The 19,615-nt window shown below is 69.3% G+C and carries 20 protein-coding genes; 14 read left to right on the top strand and 6 right to left on the bottom strand.

Annotated features, from left to right (window positions below):
- Positions 1-40: 40 nt before the first annotated feature.
- The 4 genes from mhpA (at position 41) to QOZ89_RS40340 (ending at position 4,674) form a co-directional block, all read left to right on the top strand.
- Positions 41-1,603 (top strand): bifunctional 3-(3-hydroxy-phenyl)propionate/3-hydroxycinnamic acid hydroxylase MhpA, encoded by a 1,563-nt coding sequence (gene mhpA / locus QOZ89_RS40355; protein ID WP_312629377.1) that lies wholly within the window; start codon positions 41-43, stop codon positions 1,601-1,603.
- Between the two features lie 676 nt (positions 1,604-2,279).
- Complete coding sequence (locus QOZ89_RS47935; RefSeq protein WP_071049069.1) at positions 2,280-2,519, top strand: ATP-binding cassette domain-containing protein; 240 nt, start codon at positions 2,280-2,282, stop codon at positions 2,517-2,519.
- Between the two features lie 155 nt (positions 2,520-2,674).
- On the top strand, positions 2,675-2,827 hold the full coding sequence (locus tag QOZ89_RS40345; RefSeq protein ID WP_157910504.1) for a hypothetical protein: 153 nt from the start codon (positions 2,675-2,677) through the stop codon (positions 2,825-2,827).
- Positions 2,828-3,117: 290 nt separating this feature from the next.
- Positions 3,118-4,674: a carboxylesterase/lipase family protein gene (locus QOZ89_RS40340; RefSeq protein WP_071049068.1), complete on the top strand. Its 1,557-nt coding sequence runs from the start codon at positions 3,118-3,120 to the stop codon at positions 4,672-4,674.
- 22 nt (positions 4,675-4,696) lie between these two features.
- Here the strand turns inward: QOZ89_RS40340 and QOZ89_RS40335 are convergent, their stop codons facing one another.
- The 6 genes from QOZ89_RS40335 to QOZ89_RS40310 all read right to left on the bottom strand — a co-directional run bounded on the left by QOZ89_RS40335 (position 4,697) and on the right by QOZ89_RS40310 (position 10,105).
- Positions 4,697-5,485, bottom strand: coding sequence for an aldehyde dehydrogenase family protein (locus QOZ89_RS40335; RefSeq protein WP_312629373.1), 789 nt, complete (start codon positions 5,483-5,485; stop codon positions 4,697-4,699).
- Between the two features lie 262 nt (positions 5,486-5,747).
- Positions 5,748-6,458, bottom strand: a complete 711-nt coding sequence (locus QOZ89_RS40330) for a GntR family transcriptional regulator (protein ID WP_071048146.1) — start codon at positions 6,456-6,458, stop codon at positions 5,748-5,750.
- Entirely contained in the window at positions 6,455-6,895 is a 441-nt protein-coding gene (locus QOZ89_RS40325) for a VOC family protein (RefSeq protein WP_071048145.1), read from the bottom strand. The genes QOZ89_RS40330 and QOZ89_RS40325 overlap by 4 nt, the downstream gene beginning before the upstream one ends.
- Positions 6,896-7,107: 212 nt before the next feature.
- A complete protein-coding gene (locus tag QOZ89_RS40320; RefSeq protein WP_071048153.1) occupies positions 7,108-8,331 on the bottom strand; it encodes an amidohydrolase family protein in 1,224 nt (407 codons plus the stop codon).
- A gap of 122 nt (positions 8,332-8,453) precedes the next feature.
- Positions 8,454-9,674 carry a CaiB/BaiF CoA transferase family protein gene (locus QOZ89_RS40315; protein ID WP_071048144.1) on the bottom strand — a complete coding sequence of 407 codons (1,221 nt, stop codon included), beginning with the start codon at positions 9,672-9,674 and terminating at the stop codon, positions 8,454-8,456.
- Between the two features lie 176 nt (positions 9,675-9,850).
- The gene (locus QOZ89_RS40310; RefSeq protein ID WP_241841641.1) at positions 9,851-10,105 is read right to left on the bottom strand and encodes a hypothetical protein; all 255 of its coding nucleotides are present in this window, start codon (positions 10,103-10,105) and stop codon (positions 9,851-9,853) included.
- On the opposite strand from QOZ89_RS40310, the gene QOZ89_RS40305 reads away from it, so the two are divergent.
- The 10 genes from QOZ89_RS40305 (at position 10,007) to QOZ89_RS40260 (ending at position 19,604) form a co-directional block, all read left to right on the top strand.
- Entirely contained in the window at positions 10,007-10,810 is an 804-nt protein-coding gene (locus tag QOZ89_RS40305) for a TauD/TfdA dioxygenase family protein (RefSeq protein ID WP_241841640.1), read from the top strand. The two genes, QOZ89_RS40310 and QOZ89_RS40305, sit on opposite strands and share 99 nt — an antisense overlap.
- 44 nt (positions 10,811-10,854) lie before the next feature.
- Positions 10,855-11,853, top strand: a complete 999-nt coding sequence (locus QOZ89_RS40300; protein ID WP_071048142.1) for a thiamine pyrophosphate-dependent dehydrogenase E1 component subunit alpha — start codon at positions 10,855-10,857, stop codon at positions 11,851-11,853.
- Positions 11,854-11,962: 109 nt separating this feature from the next.
- Positions 11,963-12,958: an alpha-ketoacid dehydrogenase subunit beta gene (locus tag QOZ89_RS40295; RefSeq protein WP_198543194.1), complete on the top strand. Its 996-nt coding sequence runs from the start codon at positions 11,963-11,965 to the stop codon at positions 12,956-12,958.
- Complete coding sequence (locus QOZ89_RS40290) at positions 12,951-13,193, top strand: lipoyl domain-containing protein (RefSeq protein ID WP_071048141.1); 243 nt, start codon at positions 12,951-12,953, stop codon at positions 13,191-13,193. Before QOZ89_RS40295 ends, QOZ89_RS40290 begins: the two co-directional genes overlap by 8 nt.
- A 48-nt stretch (positions 13,194-13,241) precedes the next feature.
- Complete coding sequence (locus tag QOZ89_RS40285) at positions 13,242-14,585, top strand: aromatic ring-hydroxylating oxygenase subunit alpha (protein WP_071048151.1); 1,344 nt, start codon at positions 13,242-13,244, stop codon at positions 14,583-14,585.
- 43 nt (positions 14,586-14,628) lie between these two features.
- Positions 14,629-16,311 (top strand): FAD-dependent oxidoreductase, encoded by a 1,683-nt coding sequence (locus QOZ89_RS40280; RefSeq protein ID WP_071048140.1) that lies wholly within the window; start codon positions 14,629-14,631, stop codon positions 16,309-16,311.
- A gap of 70 nt (positions 16,312-16,381) precedes the next feature.
- The gene (locus QOZ89_RS40275; RefSeq protein WP_083418437.1) at positions 16,382-16,756 is read left to right on the top strand and encodes a 2Fe-2S iron-sulfur cluster-binding protein; all 375 of its coding nucleotides are present in this window, start codon (positions 16,382-16,384) and stop codon (positions 16,754-16,756) included.
- Positions 16,757-16,946: 190 nt separating this feature from the next.
- On the top strand, positions 16,947-17,846 hold the full coding sequence (locus QOZ89_RS40270; RefSeq protein ID WP_071048139.1) for a beta-keto acid cleavage family enzyme: 900 nt from the start codon (positions 16,947-16,949) through the stop codon (positions 17,844-17,846).
- 2 nt (positions 17,847-17,848) lie between these two features.
- On the top strand, positions 17,849-18,583 hold the full coding sequence (locus tag QOZ89_RS40265; protein ID WP_071048138.1) for an SDR family NAD(P)-dependent oxidoreductase: 735 nt from the start codon (positions 17,849-17,851) through the stop codon (positions 18,581-18,583).
- Between the two features lie 124 nt (positions 18,584-18,707).
- Complete coding sequence (locus QOZ89_RS40260; RefSeq protein ID WP_071048137.1) at positions 18,708-19,604, top strand: carboxymuconolactone decarboxylase family protein; 897 nt, start codon at positions 18,708-18,710, stop codon at positions 19,602-19,604.
- Positions 19,605-19,615 lie beyond the last annotated feature (11 nt).

Raw genomic sequence — 19,615 nt, 5'->3', positions numbered from 1 at the left:
AACGGCCGTCCGGCACTCATAGACACGAAGGACCCGCGTGATGGAGACCTACGATGTGGCAGTCGTCGGCTACGGCCCCGTCGGCCAGCTGCTGGTGACACTCCTTGGCCAGCGCAGATACCGGACTGTCGTCCTGGAACGCTTTCCCGAAGCCTACCCGCTGCCCCGCGCGGTGCACTTCGACCACGAGGTGGCCCGAATTCTTCAGGCCGTCGACCTGCGCTCCGATCGCGACCCTGTCATCGAGCCTTACGACAACTGGTACGAGTGGCGAAACGCCGCACGCAAGACCCTGCTCAAGGTGGACTGGCGTGGGGTCGGACCCTCGTGGTGGCACACCTCGAACTTCTTCTCCCAGCCGGAGCTGGAGCGCGAGCTCGACCTGCGGGCGCAGAAGCAGCCGACGGTCACCCTCATCCGAGGGATGAACGTCAGCGGCGTGGAGCAGGACCCCGACGGCGTCACGGTGACCGCGGGCCCGATGGGCCCCGGCTTCGGGACGGTCGGGGAACAGCGGTTACGGGCCCGGTACGTCGTCGGCTGCGACGGCGCCAACAGCGTCGTCCGGAGCCTGGCCGGGCTTCCGGTTACCGACCTCGGCTTCTTCTACGACTGGCTCATCCTCGACATGGTTCCCCACCAGCCGATGACCTTCGACCCGCCAGCATGGCAGCTGTGTGATCCCACCCGGCCGACGACCATCGTGCCGGGCGGCCCGGGCCGGCGTCGCTGGGAGTTCATGGCGCTGCCGGGCGAGGACGTCAACGATCTCAACAAGGCCGAAAAAGCCTGGGAGCTGCTCCGTCCGTGGGGCGTCACTCCCGACAACGCGACGCTGGAACGGCACACTGTCTACCGTTTCCAGGCCCGTTGGGCCCAGCGGTGGCGCAACGGCCGTCTCCTGATTGCCGGGGACGCCGCCCACCTGATGCCGCCGTTCGCCGGCCAGGGCATGTGCGCCGGCGTGCGGGACGTCTACAACCTCGCCTGGAAACTCGATCTGGTTCTGCGCGGTACGACCTCCGATGCGGTCCTCGACACCTACGGCCCGGAGCGGGAGCCGCACGTCCGGTACTTCATCGACCTGTCGATGGAGCTCGGCCGGGTCATCTGCGTCCCCGACCGCGCGGCGGCGGCCGAACGAGACCGGACCATGATCGCCGCCATCGAGGATCCCAACCAGGCGCCGCCTCCGGCCGCACCGCCCCGTCTGGGCCCGGGCATCCTCGCCGACGACGACACTATCGCCGGGCTGTTGTCCATCCAGTCGCGGGTCGGGTACCAGGGCCGCGAGGGTCTCTACGACGACCTCGTGGGTTACGGGTGGTTCGTTCTGACGTCCGTGCCGATCCTCGAGTGCACGGCCGCGGCTCAGGTCGTGCTCGACCGGTTGGGAATCCGGACACTCCGTGTCGGCCCGGTCGCCGCGGATGGGGTGGACCTGGTCGACGTGGACGGCCGCTATGGCCAGTGGTTCAAGGACCTGGATGCGCAGGCCGTCGTCGTCCGGCCCGACTTCTACATATACGCCCATGTCGCAGATCTGGGCAGCCTGTCCGACGTGCTGGAAAGACTTGGTCAGCAACTGCCCGTAGCCCACTGATCGTGATCATTCGGGCCAGGTGGCTGCCGCGAACGGGCCGACCCTTCGCCGATCGACGATGGGCCGAACTGGAAGCTGGATGGCCCCCGACGGCTCGGACTACCTGTCCGGGTCTGTGCGGTCGGCGACGTGACTGACTGACCTGGTAGAACTTCATCCTCTCAAACCGACATCTGGTGTTGTTCGCCGGATCCGGCAGCCCGCGCGCTATCCGCATATACGAAGGGTGGGTGAACAACCGTGAAGTTCCGACACTGGTGGGCCGTGGCTGGCCTCATCGTAAGCAGGCTCGCCGTAGGCACGGTACGCTGTGTGGCGCCGCTCGGCGTCACGCTGATCGATTGTTTAACAGTGTACGGTGCGGCATCGTTATGCATCGACCGGAGGTCCCTCTGCTCGCCCGTCCCGTTGCGATTACGAGTGTGGCTTGAGATCTCCCGCCTCACCACGTGGCCGCAAGCGCCGGGCTGCCGAAGGTCTCGTTGAGTCAACCGAACCTTCAGCAGCCATCTGCACGCACGCGGTGTGCCGATCGTGGCTGGCGCTGGGTCCGTCGGACTGACTCTGGCCGTCCCCCGACACCTACCACCCGGCAGGCATCGAGCGGATGATCGTCACCGCGGCTTTTACGCCTCGCGGGACGACGTAGGCGGCCGGCTGGCGGTCGCCGCTTCGGTTGGGCCACCGGCCGTCGGAGATATCCGGCGGCCAGCAGCAGCGGGTAGCGGTGGTGCGGGCCCTGGTCGGCCGGCCCGAGGTCGTCTTCGCGGACGAGCCCACCGGAAACCTCGACAGCAACGCCGGGGCCGACGTCCTGGCCTTCCTGAAGATCGCCGCCCGGGAGATGAAGCAGACCGTCGTGATGGTCATGCACGACCGATCACCGCGTCTTACGCCGACCTGGCCGTGTTCCTGAAGGACGGGCGGATCGTCGACACGATCGAGAATCCGACGGCCGAGCGGGTGCTCGACCAGATCAAGAATGTGGGGCGGTGAGGTCGTGCTTGTGGCAGCGCTACGCAACCTCTGGGCGCACCGGGCCCGTTACGGGATGACGACCTGGCAGTGATCTTGTCCGTCGCGTTCATGGCGGCCACCTTGCTGCTCACCGGCGGTTTCGGGCTGGATCACAAGAGTGAGATCGTCCGGGCTGACGCAGGAATCGGCGCCGCGCGGGGCGTGAAGATCGCTGATTGGAACGAGGGCGTCGGAGGTGGTGGTTGACGCGGCGACCGGCGCGACGGCTCCTCCCGCTGGCACCGATCTTGTGCGCGCTCACCTGGCCGACGAGCCCCGGGTGCCGGTCGCGCGGCCGGTAATTAGCGACTTGTATACGAAGGATGCCTTGTTGTTGTATACATCGGGGTGCCGATATCCGCTTTGGCACCTGCTCCAGAGCCGTGCGCGGCTGGTCACCAGCCTGACCCCGCCGCCGGGCGATGCCCAATGGAGCCCGTCGGGATTGCCTGCCGGAATCGCCGCAGCTTAGATCGTCAACAAGGGAGGAGCTCTCGATGACCACAGCGGACGCGTCTGAAGCCGCCGAGCCCGAGGTCCGTACCACCGCGGGCACGGTCCGCGGCCGCCGGGCGGATGGGCTGAGCGTGTTCCGGGGCATCCCGTTCGCCGAGCCGCCCGTCGGCGACGCGCGGTTCGCGGCCCCTCGGGCGGCGCGCATGTGGGGCGGTGTGCGGGAGGCGTTCTCGTTCGGCCCGCCGCCCCCGCAGGACGTCAGCACCCCGTGGCCGAGCAGGCGGCAGGCGGCCGACGCATGGTTGGCTGAGACGACGGCGGGCGATGACTGGCTGACGGTCAACGTCTGGACGCCCGATCCTGACCCGGCGGCCCGCCGCCCGGTCATGGTGTGGATCTACGGCGGCGCCTACAAACATGGCTTCGCCGGCAACCCCGCGTACGACGCAGGGCGGCTTGCCCACGAGGGTGATGCGGTGGTGGTGAGCTTCAACTACCGCGTGGGCATCGAGGGGTTCGCCGCCATCGAGGGGGCGCCGGCCAACCGGGGTTTGCTCGACCAGGTCGCCGCGCTGGAATGGGTGCGGGACAACGTCGCGGCGTTCGGTGGCGATCCCGATCGGGTCACGGTGTTCGGCCAGTCGGCGGGAGCGGGAAGTATCGCGGCGTTGCTGGCCATGCCGTGCGCGGCGGGGCTGTTCCGGCGGGCGATCGCGCAGAGCGTGCCGAGCCTGTTCCACTCTCGCGAGCTGGCCGACGACGTCGCCTCCACCATCGCCGCCGAGTTGGGGCTGCGCCCCACGGTGGCCGACCTGTCCATGGTGGATCCGCGCGAGCTTCCGGCCGCGGGCGGCGCGGTGCATGCCAAGGCACGCCAGCACGAGAACCGTTGGGGGCCCGTCGCCTATAGCGAGCTGTTCGCGCCCGTGGTCGACGGTGAGGTGCTGCCGATGACGCCGTGGGAGGCGCTCGCGGCGGGTGCCGGGCGCGAGGTCGAGCTGATCAGCGGGCATAACCGGGACGAGTACCGGCTGTTCGTCGTGCTGAGTGGGCAGTACGGCAGGGTCGGCGACGACGAGGCCGCCGCGGCACTGCGTGCGCTCGGCCCCGGCCCGGATGGCGAGCGCGCATATCGCGAGGCCTTTCCAGACGCCTTGGCGGGGGAGTTGTACGAGCTCGTCCACTCCGACTGGCTGTTCCGCATGCCCTCGCTGCGTCTCGCCGAGGCGCAGGCGGCCGGCGGCGGCCGGGCGTACGTGTACGAGCTTGCCTGGGCTACTCCGGGCCATGGTGGGATCTTCGGCGCCTCCCACGGAATCGATGGGCCGCTGGTGTTCGGCACATTCGAGCATCACCTCGGCCCGGTAGTGCTCGGCGCCGAGCCGCCGACCGAGGCCTATGCGCTCGCGGCGCGGATGCGCGGGTCCTGGACGGCGTTCGCCGCCACGGGTGATCCCGGCTGGACTGCCTACGACAATGAGCGGCGTCTGGTCCAGGTCTTCGACGCCGAACCCGCGGTCGCCGCCTACCCGGAAGAGACCTCCCGGAGGCTGTGGCAGGAGCAGACCTTCGCGGCGTTCCCTTTGCTGGGGGCGTAGCGGCCGGCTCTGGTCGGTCGGGTCAGCCGATCCAGACGGACTTCTGGTTGCAGAACTCGCGGATCCCGACGGCGCCGAGCTCGCGCCCGTAGCCGGACCTCTTCACCCCGCCGAAGGGGAGCTCCGGGTAGGAGGTCGTCATGCCGTTGATGAAGACGGCGCCGGCGGCGAGCTCGTCGGTGAAGCGGTCCTGCTCGGTCGGGTCGTTGGTCCACGCGTTCGAGCCGAGCCCGAAGGAGGTGGCGTTGGCGATCTCGAGGGCCGTGTCGAGGTCCGGCACCCGGTAGAGGGTGGCCAGCGGGCCGAAGGCCTCCTCGAGGTGCAGTCGCATGGCCGGGGTGACGTCGGCGACGACCGTCGGGGGGAAGTACCAGCCCGGCCCGTCCGGCGCCTTCCCGCCGCAGAGCACGGTCGCGCCCTTGGCGACGGCGTCGGCCAGCAGTTCCTCCAGGTCGACGCGGCCCTGCTCGGTGGCGATCGGCCCGACGTCGGTGCCGTCGGCCATCGGGTCGCCGACCTTCAGCGCGGCCATCTTCTCCGTGAACAGCCGGGCGAACTCGTCGTAGGCGGCGTCGTGGACGATGAACCGCTTGGCGGCGATGCAGGACTGGCCGTTGTTCTGGCAGCGGGCCGTCACGGCGACCGTGGCGGCCCGTTCCAGGTCGGCCGAGGGCATGACGACGTAGGGGTCGCTCCCGCCGAGCTCGAGCACCGTCTTCTTGATCTCGTCGCCGCAGATCGACGCGACCGACTGGCCTGCGGGCTCGCTGCCGGTGACCGCGGCGGCGGCGACCCGCGGGTCGCGCAGCACCCCCTCCACCTGGCGCGCGCCTCACTTGTGCGTAGGTGAGTGTCATCAAGGGTTCCTGATCACGGTACGAGCCCGTCGCCGACAAACCCCGCGTGATCGGATGACGGATGCGGTCCCACGGCATCACAACCGGGGGCTGCGGAGCAGCGTGACTCGCTCGCGGGCAGCATGACCGGATGGATGCTCGGGCGTCTACGCCGCGAGGTACCGCTCTGTCCTGTTGACGTGGCGGAGCGGCCGGCGCATAGGGCGCCCGTGCTTGCTAGACGGACTTGGTGGCGGGTTCGAACCGTGTGTCGACGACGCGCCGCCAGCCCTGGGATGCGTATGCCGCGTCGACGTTGGCCGCCGCTGCCGTTGCTGCCCGAGCGGGGTCGCCGTCGGCGACGGCATCGACGATCTCGCGAAGGATGTTTGCCCTTAGGGTCCGTGTCTCGCGCGGAGCACGCTTGATGAGCTCGATCGAGGTCGCCCACTCGATCTTGAAGCGCACTACGTGCATGAGCGCGACCAGCGTGCTGTTCCCGGACGCGATGGCCAGTTGCTCGAAGAACTGCCCTTTCAGGGTGCGCATGTCCTCGTACCGCTGGTCCCGTCTCGCCCAGATGCCGTTGTCGAGGAGCCTGCGCAGCTCCGCGAGCTGGTCGGGTGTGCGCCGTGTCGCCGCCTGCGCCGCGGCGAGCGGTTCGAGGACCGCCCGTACGTCGAGGAGGTCGTGGGCGGCGTCGGCGTCGAGGGCGGCGACGAAGGTGCCGCCGTAGCGTTCGGATCGGACGAATCCCTCGGACGCGAGCGCCCGCAGCGCCTCCCGCATCGGGATGCGCGACACGCCGAGCTCGGCGGCGAGCCGTTCCTCCCAGAGGCGTTCACCGGGCGCGAGTTCGCCGCGGGTGATCCGCTCGCGGATCGCCTCGACAAGCTCGCTCAAGCTGCGCCGGGGCAGCGGCCCGTTCGTCGGTGCCGGCTCGGTCACTGTCCGGGTACCGTCACACCGGGGCGCGGTTCCAGCAGCTCGAACCGCAGCCCGGCGTGTACGTGGTAGGTGAACGTCCTGGGGATCTCCCCGCCGTCGCCGACACCGGCGATCTCGATGGGGCATGGCCCGGCGATCCGGCTGCTGTCCTCGCCGAGGTCGCCCGCGTAGTAGGCGAGGTGGTGCAGCAGCATCCGGTCGTCGCCGAGTGCCCACGGTGTGTCGGGAATCGTCTGGATCACCTCTAGGCGTGGGTACTGCGTCGTCACCGCGATCTTAAGCTGGATGTCCCGGGTGCCGTGTTCGGCGTCGTGCATCGCCAGGGTTCGATCGAATACTCCCATCCACTCCACGCCGAGGTTGCCCGAGAGGGCCTCCATCGCGGTCTCGAGGTCTGCCACGACGATGCCGACGTGGTCGAGGTTCGGGTTGATCATATCTGTCGCACCTTCACGTGTGGGCGGCGTCAGCAGTGGCCGCCGCGGGCCGGGGGGGGGGGGGGGGGGGGGGGGGGGGGGGGGGCGGGGGGGGGGGCCCGCCCGCGCCCCCCCCGCCGCCCCCCCCCCCCCCCCCCCCCGGCCGCGGAATCTGGGACTACCTCGGGCTTCGGGGAGTGGGCGGCGTCCCACCGGCGGGACGCCCGGGGCTCTTAGGCCGTCTTCACTGCCGCGTTCGCGGTGAAGTCGGCGAGGGAGGTGAGGGTGCGCTCCCGCGGGCCGTAGGAGACGATCGAGATGTCGTGGCCGGCGGCCTCGGCGCGCAGGGCGCCGACGGTGCTGTTCTCCCGGGGGCGGATCCCGAAGGGGTCGAACGAGAACAGCCGCATGGCGTTGAGATGGCTGATCTTGTTGATCTGGTCGGCGCTCAGGCCGTGGATGGCCTGTTCCATGACCTCGGGCGATTCGGGCCAGGTGCTGTCGGAGTGGGGGTAGTCGCACTCCCAGGTCACCAGGTCCTCGTTCAGCTTGTCGAGGTTGGCGGCGCCGAAGTCGTCGACGACGAAGCACGTGATGAGGTGCTCCTTGAAGATCTCGCTGGGTAGGTGGCCGCCGAGGTTCGGCCGGGTCCAGGCCTTGTGGCGCTTGTAGACGTAGTCGGCGCGCTCGAGGAAGTAGGGGATCCAGCCGATGCCGCCCTCGGCCAGCGCGATCTTCAGGGTGGGGAACTTCTGGAAGATCGGCGACCAGACGAGGTCGGCGGCGGTGGGGTAGAGCTTGATGGCTGAGCAGGTGATCTCGACGTTCATCGGGGCGTCGGGCGCGGTGACGATGCCGGTGGTGCCCGAGCCGATGTGCATGGTCACGACGGTCTCGGTCTCGGCGCAGGCGGCCCAGAACGGGTCCCAGTGCTCGCTGTGCAGGGACGGGTAGCCCAGCGCGTGCGGGTTCATCGAGAACGACACGCAGTGGGAGCCTTTGGCCGCGGTGCGGCGGATCTCGTCGGCCATCAGCTGCGTGTCCCAGATGGGCGGGATGGTGCAGGGGATGAACCGGTCGGGGTAGGACCCGCACCAGGCCTCGATGTGCCAGTCGTTGTAGGCGCGCACGACCGCCAACGCCAGCTCCGGGTCCTGGTCGGCGCGGGTGGCGAAGAACTGGCCGCAGAACCGGGCCATCGACGGGAAGTTCAGCGAGGCCAGCACGCCGTTCGCGCTCATGTCCTTCACGCGCTCGTGGACGTCCCAGCAGGCCCGGCGCATCTCGTCGAAGCGCTGGGGTTCCAGTCCGTACTCCTCCGGCGGGCGGCCGGCGACGGCGTTGAGCCCGGAGTTGCGGGCCTCGCCCTCGCCGAACACCCACTTGTCGCTGATGGCGTCGGAGACGACGCGGGGAGCCCGGTCGGCGTACTTGGCGGGGATGAAGTCCTTGAACATGTCGGCCGGCTCGATGACGTGGTCGTCGACGCTGACGAGAATCAGGTCGTCCTTGCGGACCGCGGGTTCGAGAACGAGGCTGTCCGACGTTGGGGTCCTGTGTTCCACGACGGGAACTCCTCTCAGATGATGGCGCCTTGGTCTTTGAGGGCCGCGAGGTCGTCCCACGAGTAGCCGTACTCCAAGAGAACCTCCTCGGTGTGCTGTCCGTGCTCGGGTGCCCGCCGCAACGCGGTGAGCGCGTGGCCGTCGAACTGTGCCGGCGAGGCGATGGTCGACAGCGGCGGGCCGGGCTCCTCGCCCGGCAGGAGGTATCCGTTGGCGAGGACCTGCGGGTCGCGCACGACCTCGGCCGGGGTCTGCAGCGCGTCCCACACCCCGTCGAACGTGGCCAGCGCGTCGCGCCACTCGTCGAGGGTGCGTACCGCGAACACCTCGTCGAGAAGATCGACGAGCTCGACGTTGTTGGCCATGCGGGCGTGGAAGTCCACGAAGCGTGGGTCGTCGATCAGCTCGGGCCGGCCGATGTGCTCGCAGAAGCTTCGCCAGTACGGGTCTGGCTGGATGACGACGAGGTGCAGCCAGCGGCCGTCCTTGCAGCGGTAGGGGTTCGACAGCGGGTTGCGCGGCGCCCGGCGGTCCTGGCCGCGCATCAGCGAGCCCTCCGGCCCGGCGTTCGCCTCCATCATCAGGATGGTGGCGTTCATCCACAGCCCGCCGGCGAGCAGCGAGACGTCGATCTCCGAGGGCGTGCCCGTGCGTTCCCGCTTGAACAGCGCGGCGGCGACCGCGCCCGCGCCCGAGAGCCCGCCGACGCAGTCGCCGATGCCGCCGGGCGGTCCAGTCGGAGCCGGCGCGTCCGGGGCCGTGAGGAACTGGGCGATGCCGGTGCGTGCCCATGCGGCCGCCGCGTCGAAGCCGGGGGTCTCGGCGTCCGGGCCGCGGGTCCCGTAGCCGCTGGCCCGGATATAGATGATCGAGGGGTTGGCCGCGCGGATGTCGTCGGCCTCGATGCGAAGCCGGAAGCGCGAGCTGGGCTGCAGGCTGGTGACGAACACGTCCGCGTCCGCGACGAGGCGTAGCAGCGCCTCGTGGCCCGCGGTGGTGGACAGGTCGAGGGCCACGCTGCGCTTACCTCGGTTGGCGAGTTCGATGGTCGGGCTCACCGCGCTGGTGCGGAAGAACCCGCGGTAAGGGTCACCGCCGCCGGTCGTCGGCTCGATCTTGATGACGTCGGCGCCCCAGTCCCCGAGGACCGCGCCGCACGTCGGCGCGAACAGCCACGCCGCCACCTCCACCACCTTGACGCCCGCTAACAGGTCGTAGCTGAGCTGATCCGGCACGAGTCATCCTCCCGGTCCTCGATGTCGCCCCAGCAGCGACTTCTGCGCATGACTTGTATACAACAGGCGGCGCGGTGGTTGTATGCACCGCCCTATGGTTGTATACATCGGTAGTTGAAACTCGGCCACCTGTTCACGCTGACCCGCTCCGCCCGACAGCCCGACGACGACCCCGCTCAGGTGCTCGAGACGGCGGCTCTGGCCGGCGCGCGGGTGACCCCGCCGCCCGCGCGGCGGTGCGTCACCGCTTGGGCGATGGCGCGGGTCGGCACATCTCCAAGGCCAGGGAGGCAGACGAAATGCCAACAACAACGGCGCTTGACATACAGCCAGTGACATCGGCGGTCGGTGCGGTCATCGGCGGAGTCGATCTCCGTGAGCCGCTCGGCCCTGACGTTGTGCGTGCGCTGCGCCAGGCGCTCCTCGAGCACGGTGTGATCTTTTTTCACGGCCAGGAGCTGACCCGGGACCAGATGCACGCGTTCGTGACGAACTTCGGCACGCCGATCCCGGAGCCGTTCTCCTCCGGCGGCAAATCCGAGGTGGTGAGTGAGAACGATCTCCTGGGTGCCCGGCGGGCGACGTCGGTGTGGCACTCGGACACGACGTACGTCACCGAGCCGCCGAGCCTGACGGCGCTGCGGGCGGTCAGCCTGCCGCCGGTCGGTGGGGACACCTGCTGGGGCAGTATGTACGCGGCCTACGACGCCCTCTCAGCGCCGCTGCGGGGCATGCTCGACGGCCTGACCGCGGTGCATTCGGTGTTCCCGGTGATCGAGCGTATGGGCCAGTCCGGCACGGAGCATGCCAACCACTCCGCGTCGTCTCACGGCCTGGAGCACGTTCATCCGGTGATCCGGGTGCATCCCGAGACCGGGCGTAAGGCCCTGTTCGTCAGCGAGGGGTGGACCACCCGCATCGTCGAGCTGACGCCGGCCGAGAGCGCCCACCTGCTCGCGCTGCTGTTCGAGCACGTGAAGTCGCCGGACTTCACCATGCGGCACCGGTGGGCGCCGAACGATGTGGCGATGTGGGACAACCGCGCCGTCCAGCACTACGCGGTGCCCGACTACGGCAGCACCCGGGTGATGCAGCGCGTCGTCCTCGCGGGCGACCGGCCCTACGGCCCCAGCTGAGCCGCCCTTGTGGCCGATTCGGATTCGGAAAGGAAGGATCAGATGTGACGACGGACCTGACCGTCGATGTGTCACCCGAGGTCCAGCGCCGGCTCTACGAGCTGATGACGCTGATGAAGGCGGCTGACGATCGGTTAAGCAAGGGGATCGCGTCGGGCGAGTTGGTCTGCGTGTACTGGCCGTCGCGCGGACAGGAGGCGATCGCCGCGGCGGCGGGTGTGTGCCTTCGTGAGGACGACCGGCTGGTCACGACTTACCGGGGGCTGCACGACCTCATCGGCAAGGGCGTGCCGCTGGTGGAGATCTATGGCGAGATGCTGGGCCGGCAGGTGGGGGCCGCCCGGGGCAAGGGCGGGACGATGCACATCGCTCGCCCGGAGTCCGGCGTCATGCTCTCGACCGGGATCGTGGGATCGGGGCCGCCGGTCGCGGTCGGGCTGGCCATGGCCGCCCGGCGCTTGGGTCTCGACCGGGTGACCGTCGCGAGTTTCGGCGACGGGGCCACGAACACCGGCTCGTTCCACGAGGCGGCGAACATGGCCGCGTTGTGGGACCTGCCGGTGGTGCTGGTGTGTCAGAACAACCAGTACGGCGAGATGACGCCGACCGAGCACACCATGAAGATTGCCCACGTCGCCGACCGGGCGGCCGGGTACGGGATGCCCGGCGTCCGCGTCGACGGCAACGACCCCATAGCTCTCGTCGTGGCGCTGACGGACGCGGTCGAGCGGGCCAGGAGCGGCGGCGGCCCGACGCTGCTGGAGTGCGTGACGTTCCGGCTGCGCGGCCACTACTTCGGCGACCCCATGGCCTACATGCCCGAAGGGCAACTGGCCGCCGCTTCGGCGGCCGATCCTGTCCCGCGCTTCCGGGCCCGTCTGCTGGAGGCCGGGAACTTTGGCGAGCTCGATCTCGACGAGATCGAGCGGGCGTCGGCCGCGGCTGTGGAGGAGGCGCTCGCGACGGTGCTGGCGGCGCCGGCGACGGCGCTCGACGAGCTGGACCGCGACGTGTACGCCGACCCGCGCAACTGCCCAGCATAGGGCCGACGCGGCCCCTACCTGCTTTGTGTACCCACCTGCTCGGCGTACCGGCACCTGCTCCGTGTACCGGTACCTGTTCCGTGTAGAGGCGGACGTGGACGAACAACGAATGACAATGACCCAGGCGCTGAACCTGGCGTTGGATCAGGCGCTGGCTCATGACGAGCGCGTCTTTCTCCTGGGCGAGGACATCGCCGATCCAGGCGCCTCCGGGCCGACCGCCAAGCTTTCCACCAAGTACGGCGTCGACCGGGTGCTGGACACGCCGATCTCCGAGGCGGCGATCGTGGGCGCCGCGATTGGCGCGGCGATGGAGGGGTTCCGCCCGGTCGCCGAAATCATGATCATGGACTTTATCGGTATCGCCGCCGACCAGATCGTCAATCACGCGGCGAAGCTGCGATTCATGACCGGGGGCCGGACAACCGCGCCCATCACGGTCAGGGTGCAGGTCTACGGCGGCCTGGGCACCGGCGCGACCCACTCCCAGTCGCTGGAAGCCTGGTTCATGCACGTCCCCGGACTGAAGGTGATCGTTCCCTCGACACCACGCGACGGCAAGGGCCTGCTCACGTCGGCGATCTTCGACGACGACCCGTGCATCTTCGTGGAGACGATCCGGCTGCGGGGGCAGCGCGGGCTGGTCCCGACCGACCCCGCCTTCGCGATCCCGCTCGGCCAGGCTGACGTGAAGCGACCGGGTACCGACGTCACACTGATCAGCTACGGCCGCGCGGTGCTCGACGCGCTTGGCGCGGCCGCGACCCTCGAGCAGGAGGGAATCAGCGCCGAGGTACTCGACCTGCGCACCCTGGTCCCGCTTGACGTGGAGGCGATCGTCGAGTCCGTGCGCCGCACGAGGCGGGCCGTCGTCGTACACGACGCGGTGCGGTTCGCTGGGCCCGGAGCGGAGATCGCTTCCATTCTGCACAGCGAGCTTTTCGGCGTGCTGGAGGCACCGGTAGAGCGGCTGGGTGCCCGGTTCGTCCCGAATCCAGGGCCGTCGGCGCTCGAATCACAGGTGTACCCGAGCGCAGACCGTGTCATCGCGGCCGTCCAGCGCACGCTGGCGCCGGCAACTGTCAGGGCAGGGGCTCATGGCTGAATTCGAGATCCGTATTCCGCGGATGTCCGTCGCCATCTCGGAGGCGGAGCTCCTCGACCTGCTCGTGGAGGAAGGAGCGCAGGTCAGCGAAGGTGATCCGCTCTTCCTGGTCGCGACGGACAAGGTCGAGTCCGAGATCGCCGCCGGCGCGTCCGGCACCGTCCACTGGAGCGGCGAGATCGAGACGGTCTACGACATCGGGGCCGTGATCGGAGTGATCCGCACAGCGGACTGACGCCGTCCGGAACCGACGCGAAGACCGCATGGAAGAAGGCTGATGCCGATGTCCGTCACCGACGAGCGCCGAAAGGCCGCTGCTCGTCCTGTGCCGTTCGGGATGCGTGACCGGTTGCGCGTGCCGAAGGAGCGTTACTACGACCGGGAGTTCTTCGAGCTCGAAAAGGAGCATCTCTGGCCGCGGGTCTGGCAGATGGCCTGCCGGCTGGAGGAGATTCCTCGCCCGGGGGACTTCGTCGAGTACGAGATCTGTGACCAGTCGGTCCTGGTAGTGCGCCAGCCGGACGGGTCGGTGAAGGCGTTCCACAACGCGTGCCGTCATCGGGCGACCCAGCTGTGCAAGGGTTCCGGGCGGCTGCCCGGGGGGCAGATCGTGTGCCCGTTCCACGGCTGGCGCTGGAACCTCGACGGCACCAGCTCCTTCGTGTACGGCGCCGACGGATTCGCGCCCGAGTGCCTGCGGCCGGACGACATCCGCCTTCGGGAGTGCCAGGTCGACACCTGGGGCGCCTGTGCCTGGATCAACCTGGACCCGGACGCCCGCCCGTTGCGGGAGGCCCTCGCGCCGGCGGCGGACGTGCTGGACACGGTCGGCGTCGAGAACATGCGGGTGTGGTGGTGGAAGGAGACCATCCTCAACGCGAACTGGAAGACCGCTCAGGAGGCGTTCCACGAGGGCTACCACGTGATGGCCACCCATCCGCAGCTCACCTCCGGCCTCGGCGAGGACTACCCGTACGCGAACACCGAGTACACCGCGTTCGAGAACGGCCACGGCCGGTTCCAGGGCCGGTTCGACCCGTCCGCGGGTGGGGTCTCCCAGGGCCGCCCCGCGCAGGCGTTCCTCGACCGGTCCCGGACCTTGTGGGAAGGCCAGGACGCGATGACGCTCGAGCGCGACCTGCACGTCTTCCGGGGCATGCGCAACCGGGTCCCGCCCAGCGAGGACTTCCCCACCGCGGCGATCAAGGCGTTGTCCGACTACGCGCAGGGTGCCGGGATTCCGTTCCACCCGACGCCGGAGGGCATGCGGCTGTGGGGCGGTGAGGTGTTCCTGTTCCCGAACTTCATGGTGCTTCCCCAGTTCGGTAACGCCCTGTCCTATCGGATCCGCCCCCACAACGACGACCCCGAGTGGTGCCGCTTCGAGGTGTGGTCGCTGACCATGTATCCCGAAGGCGACGAGCCTGGTCGGGCGAAGCTGAAGGGGCGGTTCGCCCCCGACGACCACGAGAACTGGGGCCTGATCCCGCGCCAGGACTTCTCCAACATCGAGCGCATGCAACGCGGCCTCCACTCGCGCAGCTACGAGCAGCACCGGCTCGCCACCGAGATGGAGCAGATCATCAGCAACATGCACGCCGAGCTCGACCGGTACCTCGCCGGCTGAAGGCATCCCAATGACACAAGACCGCTTATCAGAGGGGGCGACCGTGTCGGAATCGGAGTACACCACCGACGTCGTCGTGGTGGGGTCGGGCGGCGGCCTGTGCGGCGCGCTCACCGCGGCGACCAGCGGCTTGGAAACCCTGGTCATCGAGAAACTGCCGATGATCGGGGGTGCGACCGCCATGTCGGGCGGCATCCTGTGGCTGCCGAACAACCCGCTCATGCAGGCCGAAGGCGTTCAGGACTCCCTGGAGGAGGCCCTCGAGTACTTCGACGCCGTGGTCGGAGACGTCGGCCCGGCGTCCTCGCCGCAGCGCCGGCTGGCCTATCTCACCGAGGGCTCGAACATGGTCCGCTTCCTGCAGGAGCGAGGGCTGCGGTTCGAGCGCTGCGAGGGTTACAGCGACTATCACGAGGGCCAGCCCGGCATCCGCGGCGGAAAGGCGCGTGGGCGGTCCATCGAGCCCGTGGTCACCGATGGCAGGACGCTCGGGGACTGGTTCGCCAAGCTCATGCCGGGCATGACGATCGCGCTCGGGATCGTGGTGAAGACCCGCGAGGCCTCCATCCTGCAGGCCGTCAAGCGGCGGCCGAGGTCGATGGCCGCGGCGGTCCGCGTCGGGGCCCGCACGGCCGCCGGCAGGGTGCGGCGCCAGAAGCGGCTCGCCAACGGCGGGGCGCTGGTCGCCCAGACCCTCAAGGCGGTCCTCGACGCAGGCGTGACGGTCTGGACCGGTACCCCGCTGGTCGACCTGATCGTCGAGGATGGCCGGGTCGTCGGTGTCGTCGCCACCCGCGACGGCGAGACGGTGCGGATCCGCGCCCGCCACGCCGTGCTGCTGGCCTCGGGCGGGTTCGCCCGCAACCCGGAGATGCGCAAGCGGTACGGAAAGCAGCCCAACGACGGGTCCTGGACCATCGCGAACCCGGGCGACACCGGCGAGGCGATCGAGGTCGCCATGAAGCTGGGCGCCGCCGTCGACCTCATGGACGAGGCCTGGTGGCTGCCGGCCTCGGTGCAGCCGAACGGCCGGCCGAGCATGCACAACAGCGAGCGGAGCGAACCCGGCTCGATTGTCGTCGACAAGGCCGGCAAGCGGTACTTCAACGAGGCCGACTCCTACATGGCTGCCGGCCGGGCGATGTACGCGCACAACACCGACGGCGGCTCCATCCCGAGCTGGCTCGTCATCGACTCCCGCCACCGCGCCCGCTACCTGTTCGCGTTCAGGACCAACACTCCCGACGAGTGGCTCACCAGCGGCTACATGAAGAAGGCCGACACTCTGGAGGAGCTCGCCAGGGCCTGCGGCATCGACCCCGCCGGGCTGGTCGAGACGGTGGCGCGGTTCAACAGCTTCGCCGTGCAGGGCACCGACCCGGACTTCCACCGCGGTGAGGGCGGGCACGAGCGTTACCAGGGCGACTATGGCAACAAGCCGAACGCGTCGCTTGGCCCGGTCGCCAAGCCGCCGTTCTACGCCGTCGAGCTCTACCCCGGCGACGTCGGCACCAGCGGCGGCCTCCTGTCCGACGAGTACGCCCGCGTGCTCGACACCAACGGCCAGCCCATCCCCGGCCTGTACGCCGCGGGCAACTGCACCGCGTCAGTGATGGGCCGCAGCTACCCCGGCGCGGGTGCGAGCATCGGCGCGAGCTTCGTGTTCTCCTACATCGGGATGAAGCACGCCGCGCGCGTCGCCGCCGAACAAACCGTCGCCACGTGACCGGCTGGCCCCCCAAACCCGTCCCTCCTGCTCCTCCGCCGCGCCCGATGCCTGCCCCGCGGGTGGCCTCATGACGGTGGAGCAGGCCGGACGGCGGGGGCCGGTGGTCCACGTCGACCCCGTCGACGCCGAGCTCGAACTCGAACCGGACGAGACGATCATCGAAGCCGCCTGGCGGCTCGGCTACCACTGGCCCACGACCTGCCACGGCCAGGCGACCTGCACGGTCTGCCACGTCGAGGTGCTCAGCGGCGCCGAGCACCTGGTGCCGCCTGACGACGAGGAGCGGGACGCGCTCGAGACCCGGCTGCCCGGCGCGCAGCGCCGTGACCTCACCAGAATCCGGCTGGCCTGCCGGGCGCGGGCGACCGGCGACGCCGTCGTACGCAAGAAAGGCGTACGACCCACCCAGACGGTGCCCATCCCTCCAACGGGCCCGCTCTGAAACTGGCCCGGTGACGTCGGCGACGTCGGGGTCCTCTGCTGAATCCGTTGGCTTCTCTGAACCGGACGATGAGCAGGCTGGGGGTCGAGCTGCTGTGGGTGAGCACCTCGCATTCGCCGTTCCTGAGCCAAGGCTGGCCGGCCGTCCGCCGGCTGAAATCGCACTGTAGTACCGCGAACTCGAGGTGCACATGGCAAAGCAGAAGCTCATTATCGAGGTCCGGGTCAACGAGGGGGCGATGAGACAGAACAGCCCACATGTCCCCTACAGCCCGGAGGAGATCGCGGGCCAGGCGGTCGACTGCTGGCGACAGGGCGCGTCGGTGGTGCATTACCACGCCCGGGACCCCGAGACCGGTGCGCCGTCCTCGGACGTGGAGCTCTACGCGGACGTGGTGCGCCGGATCAGGCGGGAGAGCGATCTCATCACCTTCCCGACGCTGGGCGCGAGCATGCTGCCGACCGCGCAGGAGCGGCTGGCACACATCGTCGAGATGGCGAAGGACCCGGCAACACGGCCCGACTGCATCCCGGTCGACATGCTGACGACGAACCTCGACTGGTACGACTCGGAGCGCAAGGCGTTCAACAGTGTTGACCGGGTCTACCTGAACACGACGCAGATGCTCACGTACCTCTGCGAGACGACGGCCGCCATCGGGGTGCGGCCGGTGTCGATGATCTGGGACGTTTCCGGAGTGCGGCTCTCCGAGGCGTTCCTCGAGATGGGGCTCTATAAGGATCCGCTGTTCTGCGAGGTCACGCTGTTCGGCGACAGGTTCGTCAGCTTCGGGCACCCGGCGACGATCAGAGGTCTACACGCGCTGCTTGACTTCTTCCCGAAGCAGGCGGACTGGCAGTGGCTCACGAGCGTGATCGGCGGCAACCCGTTCCCGGCGCTCGCGGGCGCGATCGAGGCCGGCGGCCACGTCGCCATCGGCGTCGCCGATCACCCATTCAAGGAGCTCGGCTACCCCACCAATGCCGAGCTCGTCGCCCGCGTGGTCGAGCTGGCTCGCAGCATGGGCCGGGAGGTCGCCACCGCGGCCGAGGCCCGCGAGATGCTCGGCCTGACCGGAGGTGAGGGCTAGCCATGGGCATCCTCGACGGCAAGGTAGCCGTGATCACCGGCGCGGGGTCGGGGATCGGGAAGGCCTCAGCGAAGGTCTTCGTGCGCGAGGGCGCCAGGATGGTGGCCGCCGACATCAGCGGCGCCGAAAAGGACACCGCGGCCGAGGTCGGCCAGGCCGTGCTTCCCGTCCACTGCGACGTATCGAACGACACCGACGTGGCCGCGCTGTTCGCTGCCACGCTCAAGGAGTTCGGCCGGGTCGATGCCGTGATCAACGTGGCCGGCACGCACGGCACCCGGCACCCGGACGTGCTGAGCGTCGACGAGTTCGACAGGATGACCGCGGTGAACCTGCGTGGCGTCCTGTCGGTCATGCAGCACGCGCTTCCCCTGATGCTCGCGGGCGGCGGCGGGGCGTTCGTCAACGTCTCCTCGGTCTCCGCGATCAACGTCCAGAACCGGACGTCTTTCATGTACGCCGCCGCCAAGTCCGGTGTCCACGCGCTGACCAAGTCCGTCGCCGTCGAGTACGGCCCGCGAGGCATCCGCGCAAACGCCATCGCGCCCGGCTTCACCTTCACCGACATCATGCCCGAACGTCTCCTGGCCGAGATGGGCCCGAAAGCCGCCCTCAACCGGGCCGGCAGACCGGAGGAACTCGCCGAGGTCGCGGCCTTCCTCGCCTCCGATCGAGCCTCGTTCGTAACTGGCGTCGTGATCCCTGTCGATGGCGGCTGGACAGCAAGGCTCGCCTGACACAGCCGCGTCCGGGTGATCGGAAACGAGAAAGACGATGGCGCGAAGACCCATCGTCGAGGCCCGGACCGGCGGCCGGAAAGACGAATTCACGCACGGTTCTCGCCGAGGAGGGAACGCTCACATGATGACTCAGGCAGAGCGGGAGATGGCATACGAACGGGTCCGAGAGCAGCTCGGCCTCGACATGATGGGCACGGGGCAGGATGCCGCGCCGTTGCCGCCGCGGCTCGGGCGTGAACCGCGGCGCGGGTCGGCGTTACCGATCGAGTCCGAGGTCTACGCCGCCGTCAAGCTGTACGAGTACGGCGAGATCTGGGGCCGTCCCGGGCTGGACCTGCGGACGCGGTGCTTTATCAGCATCGCCGCCGTGGCCGCCATGGGCCACGAGGACCAGCTGTACCGCCAGATCAACAGCGCCCTGAACGTCGGGATGACGCCCGAGGAGGTCCACGAGGCGTTGATCCAGGTCAGCGTCTACGGCGGCATCTCCGCATGGGAGCAGGGGGTCGGTGTCGCCAACGAGGTGTTCGTCGCCCGCGGCATCCTTTCGCCCGGCGACGGTGTCACCGTCGAGCTGAAGGCCCCGATGGACCACGACGACCGCAAGGCCGCCGCCGGGCGAATGATGGCCGCGGTAGGCGCCGGCCGCCTTGGACTGACGCCTGATGCGCCCCCGCTCGAGGCATTGCCGGGGGCGGTGGGGATGCGGACCGACACCACGGCCATCAGCCAGGAGCTCGCGTGGATCGGCGGCCACTACGGCTACGGCGAGGTGTGGGGACGGCCCGGACTGGAGCTGCGGACGAGGAGCTTCCTCACCATGGCGATCCTCCAGGTGATGCACGAGAACGACCAGCTGCAGTTCCACGTGAACAACGCGCTGAACCTCGGGATCACGCAGGACGAGGTGCAGGAGGCGCTCGTCCAGGCGGGCCTCTACGGCGGCACCTCCGGCTGGAACCTCGCCGCGAACGTCGCTCGGTACGTCTTCCAGCAACGCAGGCTCGCGGGCCAGTAGTCATCCCCGAC

Source organism: Pseudofrankia coriaricola (genome assembly GCF_032027725.1).
Taxonomy (GTDB): domain Bacteria; phylum Actinomycetota; class Actinomycetes; order Frankiales; family Frankiaceae; genus Pseudofrankia.
This window is presented reverse-complemented; position numbering and strand designations above follow the sequence as displayed.

Bases quoted from the DNA above. Each gene is read 5' to 3' on its own strand.
- mhpA (WP_312629377.1), top strand. From the start codon at position 41: ATGGAGACCTACGATGTGGCAGTCGTCGGCTACGGCCCCGTCGGCCAG.
- QOZ89_RS40340 (WP_071049068.1), top strand. From the start codon at position 3,118: ATGACCACAGCGGACGCGTCTGAAGCCGCCGAGCCCGAGGTCCGTACC.
- QOZ89_RS40325 (WP_071048145.1), bottom strand. From the start codon at position 6,895: ATGATCAACCCGAACCTCGACCACGTCGGCATCGTCGTGGCAGACCTC.
- QOZ89_RS40320 (WP_071048153.1), bottom strand. From the start codon at position 8,331: ATGTTCAAGGACTTCATCCCCGCCAAGTACGCCGACCGGGCTCCCCGC.
- QOZ89_RS40295 (WP_198543194.1), top strand. From the start codon at position 11,963: ATGACAATGACCCAGGCGCTGAACCTGGCGTTGGATCAGGCGCTGGCT.
- QOZ89_RS40290 (WP_071048141.1), top strand. From the start codon at position 12,951: ATGGCTGAATTCGAGATCCGTATTCCGCGGATGTCCGTCGCCATCTCG.
- QOZ89_RS40285 (WP_071048151.1), top strand. From the start codon at position 13,242: ATGTCCGTCACCGACGAGCGCCGAAAGGCCGCTGCTCGTCCTGTGCCG.
- QOZ89_RS40275 (WP_083418437.1), top strand. From the start codon at position 16,382: ATGACGGTGGAGCAGGCCGGACGGCGGGGGCCGGTGGTCCACGTCGAC.
- QOZ89_RS40270 (WP_071048139.1), top strand. From the start codon at position 16,947: ATGGCAAAGCAGAAGCTCATTATCGAGGTCCGGGTCAACGAGGGGGCG.
- QOZ89_RS40265 (WP_071048138.1), top strand. From the start codon at position 17,849: ATGGGCATCCTCGACGGCAAGGTAGCCGTGATCACCGGCGCGGGGTCG.
- QOZ89_RS40260 (WP_071048137.1), top strand. From the start codon at position 18,708: ATGATGACTCAGGCAGAGCGGGAGATGGCATACGAACGGGTCCGAGAG.